The sequence below is a fragment of the Enterococcus sp. C65 genome, from assembly GCF_040887165.1.
Taxonomy (GTDB): domain Bacteria; phylum Bacillota; class Bacilli; order Lactobacillales; family Enterococcaceae; genus Enterococcus_B; species Enterococcus_B hirae.
Genome location: NZ_JBFOFG010000007.1, coordinates 54,822 through 72,132 on the forward strand (window position 1 = coordinate 54,822; position 17,311 = coordinate 72,132).

The 17,311-nt window shown below is 38.3% G+C and carries 16 protein-coding genes; 3 read left to right on the top strand and 13 right to left on the bottom strand.

Annotation, left to right across the window (positions count from 1 at the left end; translation table 11 throughout):
- Positions 1-33: 33 nt before the first annotated feature.
- The 8 genes from AB3I12_RS09275 to pepA all read right to left on the bottom strand — a co-directional run bounded on the left by AB3I12_RS09275 (position 34) and on the right by pepA (position 6,501).
- Positions 34-453, bottom strand: a complete 420-nt coding sequence (locus AB3I12_RS09275; protein WP_053766231.1) for a PTS sugar transporter subunit IIA — start codon at positions 451-453, stop codon at positions 34-36.
- A 22-nt stretch (positions 454-475) separates the two neighbouring features.
- Entirely contained in the window at positions 476-1,303 is an 828-nt protein-coding gene (locus AB3I12_RS09280; RefSeq protein WP_053766230.1) for a PTS system mannose/fructose/sorbose family transporter subunit IID, read from the bottom strand.
- Complete coding sequence (locus AB3I12_RS09285) at positions 1,304-2,107, bottom strand: PTS sugar transporter subunit IIC (protein WP_053766229.1); 804 nt, start codon at positions 2,105-2,107, stop codon at positions 1,304-1,306. It abuts the gene before it with no gap.
- A 27-nt stretch (positions 2,108-2,134) separates the two neighbouring features.
- A complete protein-coding gene (locus AB3I12_RS09290) occupies positions 2,135-2,632 on the bottom strand; it encodes a PTS sugar transporter subunit IIB (protein ID WP_063627581.1) in 498 nt (165 codons plus the stop codon).
- Positions 2,633-2,795: 163 nt separating this feature from the next.
- Entirely contained in the window at positions 2,796-3,536 is a 741-nt protein-coding gene (locus tag AB3I12_RS09295) for a GntR family transcriptional regulator (protein WP_053766227.1), read from the bottom strand.
- Between the two features lie 531 nt (positions 3,537-4,067).
- Positions 4,068-4,535 (bottom strand): universal stress protein, encoded by a 468-nt coding sequence (locus AB3I12_RS09300; protein ID WP_053766226.1) that lies wholly within the window; start codon positions 4,533-4,535, stop codon positions 4,068-4,070.
- A 29-nt stretch (positions 4,536-4,564) separates the two neighbouring features.
- The gene (locus AB3I12_RS09305; RefSeq protein ID WP_002317106.1) at positions 4,565-4,885 is read right to left on the bottom strand and encodes a thioredoxin family protein; all 321 of its coding nucleotides are present in this window, start codon (positions 4,883-4,885) and stop codon (positions 4,565-4,567) included.
- A 536-nt stretch (positions 4,886-5,421) separates the two neighbouring features.
- Positions 5,422-6,501: a glutamyl aminopeptidase gene (gene pepA / locus AB3I12_RS09310; RefSeq protein ID WP_063627582.1), complete on the bottom strand. Its 1,080-nt coding sequence runs from the start codon at positions 6,499-6,501 to the stop codon at positions 5,422-5,424.
- A 198-nt stretch (positions 6,502-6,699) separates the two neighbouring features.
- Between pepA and AB3I12_RS09315 the strand changes: the two genes are divergently transcribed.
- Positions 6,700-7,053: a PepSY domain-containing protein gene (locus AB3I12_RS09315; RefSeq protein ID WP_002317104.1), complete on the top strand. Its 354-nt coding sequence runs from the start codon at positions 6,700-6,702 to the stop codon at positions 7,051-7,053.
- 171 nt (positions 7,054-7,224) lie between these two features.
- Positions 7,225-8,181 (top strand): glycosyltransferase family 2 protein, encoded by a 957-nt coding sequence (locus tag AB3I12_RS09320; RefSeq protein WP_002317103.1) that lies wholly within the window; start codon positions 7,225-7,227, stop codon positions 8,179-8,181.
- Between the two features lie 75 nt (positions 8,182-8,256).
- On the opposite strand, the gene AB3I12_RS09325 is transcribed toward AB3I12_RS09320, so the two are convergent.
- Positions 8,257-9,714 (bottom strand): NAD-dependent succinate-semialdehyde dehydrogenase, encoded by a 1,458-nt coding sequence (locus AB3I12_RS09325; RefSeq protein ID WP_063627583.1) that lies wholly within the window; start codon positions 9,712-9,714, stop codon positions 8,257-8,259.
- 294 nt (positions 9,715-10,008) lie between these two features.
- Between AB3I12_RS09325 and AB3I12_RS09330 the strand changes: the two genes are divergently transcribed.
- Positions 10,009-10,887, top strand: coding sequence for a cation diffusion facilitator family transporter (locus tag AB3I12_RS09330; protein ID WP_063627584.1), 879 nt, complete (start codon positions 10,009-10,011; stop codon positions 10,885-10,887).
- Between the two features lie 64 nt (positions 10,888-10,951).
- On the opposite strand, the gene AB3I12_RS09335 is transcribed toward AB3I12_RS09330, so the two are convergent.
- The 4 genes from AB3I12_RS09335 to AB3I12_RS09350 all read right to left on the bottom strand — a co-directional run bounded on the left by AB3I12_RS09335 (position 10,952) and on the right by AB3I12_RS09350 (position 17,260).
- Positions 10,952-12,823 (bottom strand): glycosyltransferase, encoded by a 1,872-nt coding sequence (locus AB3I12_RS09335; RefSeq protein ID WP_063627585.1) that lies wholly within the window; start codon positions 12,821-12,823, stop codon positions 10,952-10,954.
- Between the two features lie 193 nt (positions 12,824-13,016).
- Positions 13,017-14,321, bottom strand: coding sequence for a glycosyltransferase (locus AB3I12_RS09340; RefSeq protein ID WP_063627586.1), 1,305 nt, complete (start codon positions 14,319-14,321; stop codon positions 13,017-13,019).
- Complete coding sequence (locus AB3I12_RS09345) at positions 14,321-14,830, bottom strand: hypothetical protein (protein WP_010737037.1); 510 nt, start codon at positions 14,828-14,830, stop codon at positions 14,321-14,323. The genes AB3I12_RS09340 and AB3I12_RS09345 overlap by 1 nt, the downstream gene beginning before the upstream one ends.
- A 294-nt stretch (positions 14,831-15,124) precedes the next feature.
- A complete protein-coding gene (locus AB3I12_RS09350) occupies positions 15,125-17,260 on the bottom strand; it encodes a UvrD-helicase domain-containing protein (RefSeq protein ID WP_063627587.1) in 2,136 nt (711 codons plus the stop codon).
- Positions 17,261-17,311: the final 51 nt, after the last annotated feature.

A 17,311-nucleotide genomic window follows, 5' to 3' on the forward strand; every position in this document is an offset into this window, starting at 1 on the left:
CTCTCCTTTTTGTCATATTGTCATAACATTAAATCAGAAAAACTCTTCCTCATTCTCTTCCTCGACCAACATATCGACAATACTTTCTTGCCCCGTTTTGATCGCATCCTGAGCGAGTTCTTCGCTGGTTTTATTTTCCCTAGACAAAATTGTATCTAGAACCATTGCTAAATTCATCCCAGAGTACATCTTGAACAATAAATTTTCAGACACGGCAATGTCTAATGCATTTGCTCCAGGCGATCCAGAAGGTATATCACTAATGATGATCCATTCTGTTGTTTTCTTTGCTTGATGGATTGTCTTCTTGATTAATTTACGGTAATTCTCGATCCCATCTGCATTTAATTCCACAGCATAAAAGTTTGCTTGTTCACCCGCAATAAATTCGGTTGCTTTTTTCATTCCTTCCGCAAGTCCAGAATGGCTAACTAATAAAACATTGATTTTCATTTCATCATCCCTTTACCAAGTATTAAAAGAATTGTGCGATGCCTACGCCGATAAAAGAAACTAAAAAGTATAAGCCAATCAGTTTCAGTGGCGATACTCCTTTTTTAGCCATCAAAAACCAAGAAAGAATAACTAGTAATAATGGAAGCAGACTTGGGAAGATCCCATCAATCAAACTTTGAATGTCAATAGACGCTTCACTCATTTTGATGACGATCGGCAACTCTAATTTCACATAACTAGCCGCAACACCACCGATCACGATTACGCCAAGAACAGAAAATGCTTGAGTGATCTGTTGGGCTTTTTTTCCTACGAATACATCGACAGATTCGGCCCCTAATTCATAGCCTTTAAAAAATAAAAAGCGTGTTCCTGCGATAATAATTGCATTGAAAGAAACAATGTAGAAAATCGGACCAAGGATATTTCCGCCAGCGCCTAGCCCCATTCCTATTGATAATAAAATGGGAATCAGCATTCCTGGAATCATGGAATCTCCAATACCTGCGACTGGTCCCATCAAACCGACTTTCAAGCCGTTAATAAATCCATCATCGATTTCTTCTGCTCCCAACGCTCGTTGTTCCTCTAATCCACACACCACACCATTGATCAATGCGCCTACTTGTGGTTCTGTATTATAAAAAGCAGAGTGTCTTTTAAGTAATGCTTTCTTTTCTTCAGGATGATTTTTGTATAGTTTTTCTGCAATAGGCTCCATCGAATAAGCAAACCCGAAAGCTGCCAGAAATTCGAAACTCATTGCGACCAGATTGTACATCATCCATCTTACATAGGCTTTGTTTAGTGTTTTTTTATCTAATAATTGATAGGTCTGCTTTTCCATTTAAAATTCCTCCTCTTCATATCCGCCATCCGCTGCCATGGCTTCACTGCCATTATTGTTTGAAATTGCTTGATAATAGATATACGCTACGACACCCGCAACCACTGCCAAAGCAATCATATTCAATTTCAAAAACACAACACAGATGAAACCGAATACAAAGAAGAGTAATAAGATGTTTTCTTTTACAACAGCTGTCAAAAGCATTACGATCCCAATCGCTGGTAGCGCTCCGCCTAGAACACTCATCACATCGATCAAATATTGTGGCATACTTGCCAACAGTTGGGAAGCAAAGGAAGAACCAAAGTAAACCACTAAGAAACATGGGATTGCTCGCAATGCAAAGTTGAGAATTTGTGGTCCGACAACCGTATTGACAAAAAAGCCCCGATTATCTTTTTCTTCTATCGCTTTTTCCGCTCTGTGGTTCCAAAAAGAGTTTGCTACTTGATAAAAATTGAAAACGATCGTTCCAATTACACCAATTGTGGTTGCCATTGTCACTGCTACTTCTGTCGAAGAACGTGATAAAATCGCTAACGCAATGGCTGGATAAGCCACGAAATTTAAATCAGCTGGCATTTGCCCACCTGGTGTAACCAATGCGATATAAACAGCTTGAACAGCAATACCAATAATAATTCCTTGTTTAACATCTCCTAAAATCATTCCAACTAAGAAACCTGAAACCAATGGTCGTGTCAACGTATACCAACCACCGGTAACACCGAACAGCCAAGGTGTACTCAAAGCGCCCAAATAACATAGGATCGCAATCATTGATGCTTGAAAAAATAACATATTTCTCCCCCCTGTTTACAAAATTTATTAGTTTATTTCTTTACTTACTTCTTTCCATGATGTTCCTTTTGAATCTGGGACTAGCTTAAATTCAATTTCCATACCTAAAGAATCTAATTTCTCAAAGGCAGCAATTTCTTCTGGCGTCACTGCTGCATTGGGACCAATTTTTTGCGCATTTTCTCGGGCACTCATTGGACCAACATTCAACTGTGGACAAAGAGAAATAAAATCTGAACCGTTTTCATAAAGTTTTACAAGTGTTTCTGGTGTTTTGACGATCAGGAAATAGTTTTTCTTGCTTTTTGCGATCTCTTCCCATTTCTGTCCTGTTTTATCAACAGTCATGACAAATCCTTTTAACGGTTTTGGGACTGCTGCTTTCAGTACTTTAGATAAAACTGGATTATTTGCTGAAGGATCATCGACCGCGATGACACCGTCACATTTTCTTTCACTCATCCATCTTGTTACCACTTGTCCATGAATAATTCGATCGTCTACTCTAATAAATGATATTGCCATTTTCTCCAACTCCTCTATTGTTATTATGTTATGACATTACAAACTATTTTTTATTTCTAAAAAATAATCATGCTTGCTATTTGTTAATTTCCGGTATACTTTTCTGGTAAAACTGATGAAATGTAAGGCTTATTACCAGAAAAGTTTCCCGTTTTTTGCTTATTCAATTCAGCTCGACATAGTAACGGTATTTATCACCAATGTAGTAACAATCACTGATTTCTTTAAAATGGCCGTCTCTTTCCGCAGTCATTCTAACACGTTTCAAGATAGGCGTTCCTTTTTCAATATCAAGAACGGCCTGTAGTTCAGGCGTTGCAGCAATCGCTTCGACGTATTCTCGACTGTCATTAATAAGGATGCCGAATGTTTTCAAATAATTATAGAATGAGTCATAATAATCGTCGCTATCCAACGAAAAATCATAGATATACGGGATATGTGTGACGAAATAGGCGAAAGCTTCCCCTTCTGAGGTACCGCGAATCCTTCGAAGTTGCAAGACTTTTGATCCTTTTTCGATAGATAGTTGTTTTGCCATCTTATCCGTGGCTGAAATCAAGTCCACTTTTGCATAAAGTGTTTTTGCTTGCTTTCCTAACTCTTCCATCTCTTTAGTAAAGCTTCGAACCATCGTATAATGTTGTTTTTCATCCGAGTGGTCATTTGTTAATACAAATGTTCCTTTCGCTCGTTCACGGTATAGATAACCGGCACGTACTAGTTCATCGATCGCTTTTCTAATCGTGATTCGGCTAACATTATAAATCTCACACAGTTCAAGCTCAGCAGGTATTTTTTCTCCTTCTGCCCATTCTCCCGATGAGATCTTAAACCGCAGATCTTCCGAGATTTGGCTATATAGTGGTGAACTCCCACTGTCTTTGAAAAGCTGTTTCTTCATTTTTTCACCTCCATCATTGTTCTATTGTTATAACAATAATACAAGAAAGCGTTTTAAAAAGCAATAAGAAAAAAGAAAATTTGGAAAAAAATCCTTTTGACTAGTTTTCCCACCCCATAAAAGGCGTTGTCGTTTCAAGAAATTCGCCAGTTAGCTCTTTATCCAGATCTGGTCTTTCTATCACCAAAACACAAAACTTTTTGAGGAAGCGTGTTTCACAATTTGGCAATGACTGATCTTTTTCGTTATGATTCCGTTATATTCCAGCACCCCTATTAGGCCTGATTGTGTCAATGCTACCATTACTTACTATCATTTCTTATAGACTCTGCCATTGTACCAAAAAAACTTGAAACTCACGGTTAATTGGCATGGCATACGATACTTATTTTCCCCTTAACTAATCATGGAATTTTAAAAATGAGACTAGGACAAGCGTGAGCCCACCTAAAACTTGCAAAACTTGTCGTCTTCACGTACAACTTTTGGAGCACACATCAGCCAGTTGTCCTACTCTCACTTGATTCATGACTAATTATTTTCTGTTTTTTCCACTTCATCAGAGACAATCAAGACATCACATGGTGCTCGGCGGATGACATAGCTGGAAACACTACCTGTCATAAATCGTTCAACCGCATTTAATCCTGATTGACCGACCATGATCAAATCGATCGCATATTTTTTTGGTAAGTTGACTGCCATTGATTCTCTAACAGAACCATAAGCAACGATTCCTTCGATTTTTTGATAGTCAACTGTTTTTCCATAAGCTTTGCAGTCTTCGATCATTTGTTTCGCTGCTTCTGTTTGTTGGTCAACTAGCGTTTGATCTATTGGGACATAGCCCATGAAATTATAAAATTGTTGGTCGATCACATTTGCTACATAGACGGTTCCGTCGTTTCTTCGAGCAACCTCAACTGCTTTTTTAAAGGCAGAAAGTGCTTGCTCACTTCCATCGATCCCGACCAAAATATTTTTATATTCTTGTTCCATCCTGATCCCTCCTAACAAATATCCAGATGTTAGCCGTTCGTCACACGATTTAAAAAATCCTCGATTTCTTGTTTTGTTTTCCGATCTTTATTCACTAGACGACCTAATTCTTTACCGTCTTTGATCACTACAAAACTTGGGATTCCAAAAATGTTCCACTCAGCGGCTACATCTATGTATTTGTCACGATCGACTTCAATAAAACGCCATGCGGCAAAATCATTTTCTATTTCTGGCATTTGAGGCTTGATAAAGCGACAATCGCCACACCAATCTGCGGTAAAGAAAAAGACACTGTTCCCTTTTTCAACGTAACCTGCTAATTCTTCTAAGTTTTCTGGAATAATCATTGCTGTCCCTCTTTTCTTCTTATATTTAAATTATACACCTTTCTTTAAAAGTCACCAACTCCTAACCAGTCCTCACTTTTGTATTCAAAAAATTCAGGTGCTTCAACCAAAAAAACGATTCACCGATTTCCCCCGTATTTACTGACTGACGACAAAACAAGAAGAGGCCGAGACAAAACTTGTCTCAGTCTCTTCTAGTATCTCTAAAAACGAATAAACGGTGTTCAAACATCAGCTCCTTGAAATAAACCTGAATTTTTCAAAACATGAGAAGCTGTTTCAAAAAATTCTTTCTTATTGTCATCAGAGCTAACCGATGTTTTCACGACCTCTGATTCACGGCGTTCAAGAAGCAACTCCTCAACAATAAGCGATGATTTTCTAAAATATGAGGAGCTATTTTAAAAAATCCTCTCTTATTCGCTCGGAGCTAAACGCTTCTTTCACAGCCTCTTCTTAACTATTTATACTATCCTTCGCTTATCTCTGTTCCACGATCCATGGTTCTCGTTTCACTTCGTTTAAAGGATGTATTCTTATTTTCCGTAAACGATCGTATTGACAGTCGATTTGTTTAATCCTTTTAATGTTTGGATCAACATCTCTCTTGCTGCTTCAAAGTCACGAATGCTAAACATTGTTTGATGTGTATGAATGTAGCGTCCTACGACTCCGATCACCGTACTTGGGATTCCTTCGTTTTGTGTATGTGCCGCACCTGCATCTGTGCCGCCTTTTGAGACAAAGTATTGGTAAGGAATGTTGTTTGTTTCAGCCACGTCTAATAAGTATTCACGCAAGCGTGGTAACATGATCAATCCTGGGTCTTGGATACGCATCAACGTTCCTTCACCTAGATGTCCGAATGTCCCTTTTTTCGTTACCGTATCGTCTGCTGCTGAGCAATCGACTGCAAAGAATAGATCAGGTTTGAATTTGTTGACAGAAGCTTTTGACCCACGTAAACCAACTTCTTCTTGCACGTTTGCTCCTGCGATCAATGTATGACCTAGTTTTTCATTTTGCAGCGCTTCTAACGCTTCTAAAACCATTGTACAACCATAGCGGTTATCCCATGATTTACTGATGATATTTTTGCCATTAGCCGTTTTGATTGTTTCAGCGAATGGTACGATCGTATCGCCTGGCAATACGCCAAAGCTCATTGCTTCTTCACGTGATTCAAAACCAGCATCAAATAAGATATCTGTCACTTCCACTGATTTTTGGCCGCTTGTTCCACGTAATAAATGTGGTGGAACAGAAGAAGAAATACATGGGTAATTTTTGCCAGAAGAAGTCTTCAATGTGTAGCGTTGAGCAGAAACCACATACGGATTCCAGCCACCTAAAGGTACAACTTTGAATAAACCGTTGTCCTGGATTTGGGTTAGCATAAATCCTACTTCATCCATATGAGCCGCAACCATCACACGTGGGGCATCTGCCTCTTCATGTTGGCGTAAGCCAAAGATTCCACCTAAACCATCTAGTTGTAATTCGTCCACTAAGGGTGCCATGTGCGCTTCCATATACGCACGAATGTCTTGTTCAAAACCACTTGTTCCTTGAAGTTCTGTTAACTCTTTGATTCGTTGAAATGTTTTTTCATCCATAATAAAGTTCGCCTAAGATTCAGACTATGCTCCTCTCAAATTTATAGTTGACTGACTAATTTGTATTGCTCTTAGTCAATCACTCACATTTATTATAGCTTATTTTAATTGATAGCGGTTATTTATTTCTAAGAAAAACACAGAGTATGGTAGAATAAATGAAGATAATCTTTTTGGACAAAGAAGGAGGTAAGACGTATGTATTCTGAAGAATGTGAGTCAAATAATTTTAAAAACGGTCTTGCTATAGGTATCGGACTTGGTTTAATCAGTGGCATCACTTCAATGGTTTTGTATCAACGTAAGAAAACGTTATCAGCCGATCAAGTCTTAGAACAAGTCAAAGAATCATTCTTAAAAGAAGGCTCCATCGAGGGGTCTTGGATCTCATTTGAAAAAGAACCGACTAGAAAATTTGCGATCCATTCCAAAGCTTATCGTGGAGGGATTTCCCGCCTGGAAGATGGCGAAATCATTTGCTACGAATTTTTAGCGGATGCGTATACCGGCACCGTGTTAGAAATTTCAAGAAAAAAGAATGAATTGATTTAATAAAGCGAAGCCTCAGCTATCACCATTAACATAAAAATAGTGGTTTTATACGGGGCTTTTTACAATAGAAACAAAAAGAAGTGAAAATTCTCTCTAGGTACTAGCATTTAAGAATTTGATACAGTATTCTTAATAGAGATTTTGTTTTCTATGATTTAAGGAGAGTGAAAAATGGAACAACAAGAGAAAATTGCTGTTCTGATTCCTTGTTATAATGAAGAAGCGACGATTTCAACAGTCATTGCAGACTTTAGACGAGAATTACCGGAAGCAGAGATTTACGTATATGACAACAATTCGACTGATACCACCTATGAACTTGCCGTGGCGTGTGGGGCAATCGTCAAAAAAGAACCAAGACAAGGGAAAGGAAATGTCATTCGGCAAATGTTTTTTGATATTGATGCAGATTACTATCTTATGGTGGATGGTGATGATACCTATCCTGCCGAAGCGGTGCATGGATTACTGGATAAACTTCGCTCAGGTGAAGCGGATATGGTAATTGGAGACCGACTTTCAAATGGGACTTACTTTGACGAAAACAAACGTCCGTTTCATGATTTTGGGAATAATTTAGTAAAAAACACAATCACACGATTATATAAAACAAAAATACGAGACGTCATGACAGGTTATCGAGGATTTAATCGTATTTTTGTCAAAAGTTTCCCGATCATGAGTTCCGGATTCCAAATCGAAACTGAACTGACGATCCATGCCTTAGACAAAAAATTCAAATTGGTCGAATTGCCGATCGATTACCGAGACCGTCCAGAAGGCAGTGAATCGAAACTGAATACATTTTCTGATGGATTTAAAGTGATCATGATGATCGTTAAAATGTGGAAAGACTACAAACCATTGATGTTTTTTGGCATCTGGACCTTTTTCTTTTTTGTATTCGGCTTATTTGCCGGTGTTCCAGTGATCCGAGAGTATATGCTGACTCACTTTATCACACGGGTACCTTCTGCTATTTTAAGTACCGGATTGATGATCCTTGCCTTACTTTCATTAGTTACTGGGTTGATTTTAGATACTGTTGTAACGAATGCCAAAAAAGAATATGAACTAAATCTCTATCATGTCTATCATGAATGTCGAAAGCAAGAACAACAGAAATAACGTAGAAATAACCAAAGAAACTAGCTGGGAAGAATCTAGCTTCTTTGGTTATTTTTTTGCTTTTTGATACGCTAGTTATTTAGCTGTCCGAATCGTCACAAACTTCGCTACTACATATTCTTCCACACCGTAAGTTCCATTTTCCCGACCAAAGCCTGAATGCTTGACCCCTCCAAATGGCGTAGCTGAATTTGAAATAGCTGTATCATTGACACCGACCATCCCATATTGGAGTTTTTGGCTAACATTCGCGATCGTGTGGATATTCGTTGCGAAGAAGTAAGAAGCTAACCCAAAGATGGTATCATTGGCATCTTTGATCACTTCCTCTTCTTCCTTAAACGCAATCAACGGAATCACTGGTCCAAAGGTTTCTTGATAAAAGATGTCCATTTCCTTCGTGACACCATCCAAAACAGTGGGTTCAAAGAAATAGCCATGCGCATACTCGCCTTCTGTCAGTCGTTGCCCACCTGCTAAAATCTTGGCTCCTTTATCTACGGCATCTTTGATTTGTTCTTCTACCTTTTCCACACCTTCTTGATTAATCAAAGGTCCTGTCGTTGGATCATCTAAGCCATTACCAACGGATACTTGTTTGATTTTTTCGACGATCAATTTCGTAGCTTCTTCTTTGATTGCTTTATGAAGAAAAATTCGATTAGGCGACGTACATACTTGTCCGTTATTGATGAATTTTGTTTTGATCAATTGATCCGTTGCTAATTCTAAATCTGCATCTGGAAAAATAATCAACGGCGCATGTCCGCCTAGTTCCATGGAAACTTTTTTCAACGTTGATGCTGCTTGTTTATTTAAGATTTGACCTACTTCTGTCGAACCAGTGAAAGTGATTTTTTGCACGTCTTCTGATTCGGTTAGAATTTTACCGATCGTTGAGGAGTCTCCAGTCACGATATTGACGACCCCTGGAGGAAAGCCAGCTTGATCAAAAAGCTCCATTAACGCCAATGCAGAAAGCGGTGTCGCTTTTGCTGGTTTTAAGATAACCGTGCAGCCAGCCGCGATTGCTGGAGATATCTTACGGATAATCATATTGGATGGAAAGTTCCAAGGAGTGATTGCACCTACTACTCCAACTGGTTCTTTACGTACTTGCCATTCATTGGTTGCCGGAGAAGGAATGATCTCGCCTAAGATTCTTTGCCCTTCGGCAGCATTCCACCGTAAATTTTCAACGTTCGTGTTGATTTCTGAAGCAGCTTGTTTGAGTGGCTTTCCTTGTTCCATCGTCATGATCGTAGCTAAACGTTCACTGTCTTCTTCCACTAGATCTGCCATCTTGTTCATTAATTTTGCCCGTTGAGCAGGAGAAGTTTTTGACCACTCTTCAAATGCTTTCTTAGCGGCTTTGATTGCTTCGTGGGTTTCACTTTCTCCACCTTTTTGAACATTCGCTAAGGTTTCACCTGTTGCAGGGTTGATCACCTCGAAGGTACCTTCTGTTCCTGTCTGCCATTTGCCATTGATATAAAGACGAGTTTCGACTTTTGGTAAATCTCTTTTTGCCATGTGTCTCTTTCCTCCTTCTTATTCGGTACAAATCTACCCTAACACGGTTAAATTTAAAGCTCAAAGCATACGCATCAGATGACTTTCCTGCTTTCTGCTTTTAGCTGATCCCTGAATCTACTGCAGGTGTCATCATAGCTGATCCTCTTTGATTCGCTGCTCCTATCGATTCAGTTAAGCTCGGGATAGTTCCAAATTTCGCCTATCCAAAACCATTATATTTTCCACACTTTTAGTGATTTTATTCGAAAATATTATAAGATAATAAAATACTTTATGTTGGAGTGAAAATGTGTGAACAAAGACAGATATAAACAATTGAAACAAGCAGAATTAGGTGCAATCATCAGTATTGTCGCTTATATCGTAGTCTCGATACTGAAGTTGACTATCGGGAATCTCGCAAATTCTGAAGCGTTAAGAGCAGATGGCTTAAACAATTTTACGGATATCCTAGCTTCGGTTGCTGTATTGATCGGTTTGAGAATCTCACGCAAACCTGCGGACACTGAACACCGTTATGGTCACTGGAAAGCCGAAAATATTGCGAGTTTAATCACTTCGTTTATTATGTTATTGGTTGGTCTGGAAGTCTTGTACTCTTCGATTCTCTCGATTACTGACAAAAAAATGGAATCACCTGATATGACCGCAGCCATTGTTGGGATTGTCTCAGCGCTGATCATGTACGGGGTTTATCTCTTTAATAAAAAATTAGCCACGAAAGTCAATAGTCCAGGTTTACTAGCTGCTGCGAAAGACAATCTTAGTGACGCGTGGACAAGTATCGGTACAGCCGTGGCAGTGTTTGCGGCCTCCTTCAATTTGGGTTGGTTGGACAGCACCGCTGCAATCGTCGTGGGTTTATTGATTTTAAAAACAGCGGTTGATATCTTTAGAGAAAGCTCCTTTTCTTTATCTGATGGCTTTGACCAACAAAAATTAGAGCGCTACAAACAAGCAGTCAATAACATCCCGGAAGTCCAAAGCGTGAAGAGTATCAAAGGGCGTACTTATGGTTCCAATACCTATGTAGATATCACTGTTACCATGGACCCTAATTTGACTGTCAAAGAAAGTCATGATATTTCTGATTTGATTGAACACACTTTATTTGAACAATTCCAAGTCCACGAAACAGATGTACATGTCGAGCCTGTGGAGAAGTCTTGAATAGCTGATAAAAAATGAAAAAAGAATCATTCGCCTTTTTTGAAAAGCGAGTGATTCTTCTTTTTTAGCTTTCTACTAAATCATCTTCCATATCAAATTCTAGTTGTTTGGCAGCGTTCAGCTGGTCACTATAATAACTCGCTAGTTCTTCCGCTGATTGTGGGGTCAAATCTTCAAATGAGAAAGTGGTGTAAGCTTCCTGTGTTTCTCGACACACTGAAGTAATCTGTAACCCTTGTTGTTGATCAACAAACATATAGTTTTCTCCCGGAATGAATGATTCCCCACCAGTTCTGATCCGAAAGCCATTAAAACTCATTTGATACATCTCAAAGATTTTCGAATCATAGGATAACTGACGATTGACTGTGATACTTAATGCTTCACTGTCACTTTCGATATCTCGGTTTTTACCGATCGTGATGGCATAAAACAAGCCATAAAGATTATAGACTGACCATACTAACGTAACAATATAACCAAATTCATAGCCTTCCCCACGAATCAATCGGTAAAAAGCAATGATACAAGCAAAAAGAATCCAGCAAAAAAGAACGATATGCGGGAACACCGTACGCCAATCAAATGCGTTACTCCCGACAATTTCTTTTTTCGTTACGTTGAATTTCTTTTGTGGTTTGAAAAATTCTTTTAATAATGCTCCTGTGTGGATCGGTGCCACAAAGCAGTCATAAATGTGAGAACTCGTTAGATTTCTTATTTTAGGCACGTATAACCTAAAGGATAAGGTGATCATAACAAACGGCGGTAAAAAGAATAGTAACAATTGATGGTTGTTACTTCTTACAATAAAAATATCAAAAACCATAAACAGCGTAGGAGCTAATAAAAAAATAATTTTCTGGAAAGAAGTAAACCAATACAAATAAGAGTTGTAATAACATAATTTTTGCATCAATGACAATCCTTTTAACTTTCGTGGCTTGAAGTGGTCAAAAATCTGCTTCGTACCTTGTGCCCAACGAGAGCGTTGAGAAGCTAGTTCTTTCGCTGTATAAGGGGTAATTCCCAATGCATAAGCCTTGTTGATAAAGAGGGTCTCGTAACCGGCATTTTGTAACAACATCCCTGTCGCCATGTCTTCTGTAATACTATTCGTTGGAACCCCACCGATTTCTTCTAAAGCACTTCTTCTAATAATTGCATTTGTCCCGATATGGATCAGGGCATTTTCTCGAGAAAGAGCTGGCTCCAAAAAGCGCATAAATAATTCTTGCTCATTATAAAAGGAATTTCTTAAAAGCTGAAATGGATCTTTATTATAGAAGGTTTGAGGATATTGAACGAGTGCCATTTTAGGATTTTTGAAATAATTAACGGCTTCAAAAATGATATTTTTTTTGACAATAAAATCTGCATCCAATAGTAGTACGAGGTCACTAGTCGTTTGTGAGAGTGCATAGTTGATGTTGCCAGCTTTCGCATGCTCATTGCCCTCTCGTGATAAATAACCGATGGAAAAACGTTCTGCCATCTCTTTTAATTCCTCACGATGACCGTCATCGCAAATATATATTTTTTTATTGGGATATCGTAACGCTTTGACAGCCAAAGCCGTGGCGATCACTAATTTACTATTTTCGTTATACGTACAAATAAACGCCGCAACACTTGGTTGAAAACTCTCGTCATAGGCCTCATAGAGATGTTCATTTGACAATTTATTCGAAAATAGGTAAATAAAAAAACCGTAGACAAATAACCCGATAAATTCTGCAATGTAAAGAATGATCCCAAATATTAAAGAAACAGAACTATCTATTGGTATGGTATAAAACAAGCGCCATATCAAATAAACAGCTAAAAAAGTAATCGTGATCTTTGAAAAAAGCTGTTTGACAAAATCATATTTTTTTGCCAACAAATACAACAATATAATTATTAAAAACAACCCCGTCAGATAGTACAATTCCACATTATCTCCTCCTTTATGTTTATATTAAACATTATAATGGTTATTATAAAAAACAGTTAGTAAACGGTTTCCAGGGATCGTTTAGCTGTTTTTTTAAGATCATTTAGTTAGTTATGTAACCAAAAAGACTGTAGTAAAAGACGGCTTTCGTCTTCTGCTACAGTCACTTGTTTGCTAGTCCTTTTCAGTTGCATCATTCACTTTTTCGTTCTGGACTTTTCCATGTGCCGCTTCCGTATCCTAAAATCGTTTTGATTGCTGGGATAAAGGTCGTCATGATAGTGATCGCATTGACCATCCAGAATAACAACATATACAATGGGGCAAATAACATATATTTCAATTTTCTTCCTTGATCGTCTACCACCAAAGATGCAATCAGTTGAAGGATGCCTGAGATCATTTCGAAACAAACAAACAGAAAACTAATCGTCAATGTCCGATAGATTTGTTCAAAATTTCCTTGATAAAGATAAATGCCCATTAAAATAATAAAAACGAAAAATGAAATACAAAAGAACAACGACCAAATAATACTAAAAGTTTGATCAATAAACATGAACGTCCTGCCGATATTTTCAAAAGGATGGAAGAGGACTTTTTTAAAATTCGTCAACCAGACTTCCGTCCCCCCTTTTGCCCAACGTTTTCTCTGACGATAAAGCATGGGTAAACTTACTGGAACTTCCATAAAAAATATGATGGTTGGCGCAAACACCGAGATCCAGCCATTCAACTGATGATCCCACGCAATACTGATATCTTCTGTTGCCCGATCTTGACGAAAGCCGCCAACATCGATCAATGCGTCTTTTCGATACATGGTATTTGCCCCACTGTACGCATAAAGACCGCCAAGTACACCTGCTTGTGTTCGTTTGATGATCCCTACGATGCTCGAAAATTCAACAGTCTGGGATTTTCCAAGTAAAGACGTACGATTTTTCACGTCCATATTGGCAGTAACAGCAGAGATATTTCTACCACCAGGGCGAATAAAGTAATTCACATAATTTGACAAAGCATCTGGTTCAGGTACCGTATCCGCATCATTGCTTAAGATCAACCGACCTTTGGCAAAAGCCATCCCAATATCAAATGCGTGAGCTTTCCCCTTATTTTTATCAATGCGGATCACTCGTAATTTGGGGTATTTTTTTTGTAAACGAGCTAATATTGCTGGGGTTTCGTCCGTTGAACCATCATCTGTCACTAACACTTCATAATTCCCATAATTGATTTTTGTCATTAAATAATCGATTGTGTCTTCTATCACCACTTCTTCATTGTGGGCTGGTACCATGATCGTGATAAATGGTTCGACCTCTGTCGGAATCTCCGCCCAATCAATGTGCTTATATTTAAATAAAAACGAATAGCATAATACCCCAATAAACCATGCAAAACTACCAAGGATTGGGTAAGAAACAAGGATAAAATAAATGATCGTAGCTACAAAATCCAGTAGTTCATTACCTGTATGAATGACTCTGACCATTAGAGTTCGACCCCCTCGTTTTTGTAGAGGTTTTCGATCAAATCTTTTTCAAGATTTTGCTCTTCTGATACTACGTAATAGCAAACCGCTTCACGCTCTTCCTTAGGTCCAAAGCGCATGCTGAATTCCGTTTCTAAAATATCTCGACGCTTTTCTAATTTTTCTTCATCATACATTTTTTCACTTCTTAGCATCGTCTGGTAACGACGATTATTCCAACGGGTCATGAATAAGAATAAAAGAACAAAGCCTAAAAAAGCAACCGCTAAAAATAGCAACAAAAAAGAAAACGTTTTTCGTTCTTCCGGAAACGAATGCCATTGTAATCCTCTCCCTTTCATTGAAGCCCGAAACGAAATAGTTACCCAAATAAATGGAAAAATCACGCCACACCATCCTAGAATCGCAACAATCCATTGCTTGATTTTTAACCGTCGATTTCCTTTGGCAAAAAACTTATCCTTAATCAAAAGAGTTGCTACTTCTTCACGCTTTATTCGAGTATTCATTTTTCTCCCACCTTTAAAAAATAAATTTAGTCCCCTTTTATAAAAACCTTTACATTTTTTGATGATGACAGCTAGACGAACAATTCATCAAAATGACCAACTAGACCTTACTTATACTTTACTTTTATTGTATTTATTTAAATTTGTTTATTTAATAGTAGCTTGTTTCTTGAAATATGTATGAGATTTGATCTTGACGTTAAGGTTTTCTTAATAAATTAAAATAACTAAAATAATAAAAATATAAAACAAGTTATCTTAGCGAGTTTCACTAAAGATAACTTGTTTTTTTCTCTATTGATCTGTTACCAAAGAAATAACGACAGTTTTCATTGCTCGAGATATAGCCGTGTACATTTGCCTTCTTTCACGTGGGGTATTCGGTTCAGCTGTTAGATAAATCAGTACGTGATCAAATTCGAGTCCTTTAGAAAGACTCAATGGGCGTACTTGGATGTTCAGCTGGTTGTTCCGCTCTACTTTTTGTTGTATCATTGCGGCTTGCTGTTCTTCCAACGTAATGACTGTTAATTGTTCACCCGTGTGCTGTTGTCGTTCATTGACCTGACTGAGCCACTGATCGAAAGTCGCTGCAGTCACAAATTCCGGCTCTTCCCCATAAGGACGAACGGAAACAATAGCGATCTTTTCTTTTTCCCCTGAATATTGGGTAAAGAGAGTCGTGATTGCCCCGCTTGAACGATAACTATTCAATAAATCATATCTCGTCACAGATCGTCCAGCCGTTGAAAAATAGCTTTCAATTGCTTCAAAAGAAGTCGTGGAATTAAAAATCCCCTGATTTTCATCTCCTACGAGTGTAAAGCGAGCGTTGGGGAAGATGTTTAACAAGAGCAAAAGTTGCGCACTCGTATAGTCTTGCACCTCATCGATCAACACGAACTTTTTGACTTGGGTGATTTTTTCGATCAGCAGATGGCGTACATGCAAACGTGCGACGGCTTCATCTAATGTACAAGGAGTTGTTCGCTGATACTTATTCCCAGTATAACTTTGATAAATCTCCTCAAATAAAAATTGTTCATCGACCCACGCCATCTGTTTGATTTGTTTCGTTACTGTTCGATATTTTCTTTGAAGCAATTGTTTGCCATAACTGACTAATTTCTCTGGCGATTCATCGGTGATCAACTGTTGGAAATACTTTTGTTGCATCTCTTCTGGTAAGGATAATAATTGATCTTTAATGGCGTCACTACCTGCTTGTTTCAGCAATTGCTTTTCCCAGTAGCGCAACAATCGGTCTTTAGTCGCTTGAAGTTTTTCTCTTAGATTCGGGTAATCGGGCGTGCTATCATAGATTTTTTTGATCACTTCTTTTGAGATCACGATTTTTTCCTTCTTTTTGATCGCTAAAAAGCAATCAGCCTGTTCAGTAAACAAGGAGGTCGCTTGCTCGATCTGCTTCATAAATGCCTGACTTCTGAGAACTGCTGTCTGGTCATCCACATCCGTCTGCGTAATCCGATGAAAATAAGCTTTTTCTGACTCAACATTCCCTAAAAAAAGTTGATCCACCAACTGAAGCATCGTGATATTCAACGGATTTTTTTCACCTAACGAAGGTAATACCTTACCGATATAATCAATAAATTGATGGTTCGGTGACAAAATCAGCAAATCATCCGCAGAAAGTTGGTTTCGGTATTGATAAAGCAAATAAGCAATTCGTTGCATGATCGTTGAGGTTTTCCCACTGCCTGCAACGCCATTGACTAAGATATTTTGGCTTGTAGTGTCTCGGATGATCGTATTTTGTTCGGATTGGATCGTAGCCGTGATTGCCTTCATCTCTGACGTCTCACTTTGTTCTAAAGCATCAAGTAAGACATCATCTTGGATTGCTACCGAGGTGTCAAAAAAGTGGAGCAATTGATCTTTTTTGATGATAAATTGACGTCGCTCATGGATCATTACCTCGATTTGGTTTTGATTCACTAAATAAGAAGACTGACCTAAATCGTTGTTATAAAAAAGAGAAGCAATCGGCGAACGCCAATCATAAACCAAGGTTTCATCTTCATCATTGGTAAAGTTAGCCGTCCCAATATAAAAAGCTTCGTGACTGTTTTTTCCTTGTGCTTCTTCCTCTAAAAAATCAATTTCGATCTTCCCAAAATAGGGACTCATCAATAGCCGTTCGATTTTTTTCAAAGTCTCATTAGCTGATTGGATCTTGAGATTCAATTGATCGATTTCGCGATTTTTCATCTCAATCAGTGAATACGTATCAAGATTGTCTAAATAACTATCAAAATTGATCCGAATATCTTCGGACATCGTTTGTAACGAATCCCGTCCGTACGCACTGGTTTCTTGTAATAGTTGCTGATACTCTTCCTGCTTTTCTAGTAATTGCCGATAAACTGACGCTAGATAGGCTTCTTCTAAATTTCGTGTGTTGACCATACACATTCTCCTTTGATTCGAAGTAGTAGAACTAACCAGTCTAGCGCCATT

Bases quoted from the DNA above. Each gene is read 5' to 3' on its own strand.
- AB3I12_RS09280 (WP_053766230.1), bottom strand. From the start codon at position 1,303: ATGGAAAAGCAGACCTATCAATTATTAGATAAAAAAACACTAAACAAA.
- AB3I12_RS09290 (WP_063627581.1), bottom strand. From the start codon at position 2,632: ATGGCAATATCATTTATTAGAGTAGACGATCGAATTATTCATGGACAA.
- AB3I12_RS09325 (WP_063627583.1), bottom strand. From the start codon at position 9,714: ATGGCAAAAAGAGATTTACCAAAAGTCGAAACTCGTCTTTATATCAAT.
- pepA (WP_063627582.1), bottom strand. From the start codon at position 6,501: ATGGATGAAAAAACATTTCAACGAATCAAAGAGTTAACAGAACTTCAA.
- AB3I12_RS09320 (WP_002317103.1), top strand. From the start codon at position 7,225: ATGGAACAACAAGAGAAAATTGCTGTTCTGATTCCTTGTTATAATGAA.
- AB3I12_RS09345 (WP_010737037.1), bottom strand. From the start codon at position 14,830: ATGAATACTCGAATAAAGCGTGAAGAAGTAGCAACTCTTTTGATTAAG.
- AB3I12_RS09315 (WP_002317104.1), top strand. From the start codon at position 6,700: ATGTATTCTGAAGAATGTGAGTCAAATAATTTTAAAAACGGTCTTGCT.
- AB3I12_RS09350 (WP_063627587.1), bottom strand. From the start codon at position 17,260: ATGGTCAACACACGAAATTTAGAAGAAGCCTATCTAGCGTCAGTTTAT.
- AB3I12_RS09295 (WP_053766227.1), bottom strand. From the start codon at position 3,536: ATGAAGAAACAGCTTTTCAAAGACAGTGGGAGTTCACCACTATATAGC.
- AB3I12_RS09275 (WP_053766231.1), bottom strand. From the start codon at position 453: ATGAAAATCAATGTTTTATTAGTTAGCCATTCTGGACTTGCGGAAGGA.
- AB3I12_RS09300 (WP_053766226.1), bottom strand. From the start codon at position 4,535: ATGGAACAAGAATATAAAAATATTTTGGTCGGGATCGATGGAAGTGAG.
- AB3I12_RS09305 (WP_002317106.1), bottom strand. From the start codon at position 4,885: ATGATTATTCCAGAAAACTTAGAAGAATTAGCAGGTTACGTTGAAAAA.
- AB3I12_RS09285 (WP_053766229.1), bottom strand. From the start codon at position 2,107: ATGTTATTTTTTCAAGCATCAATGATTGCGATCCTATGTTATTTGGGC.
- AB3I12_RS09340 (WP_063627586.1), bottom strand. From the start codon at position 14,321: ATGGTCAGAGTCATTCATACAGGTAATGAACTACTGGATTTTGTAGCT.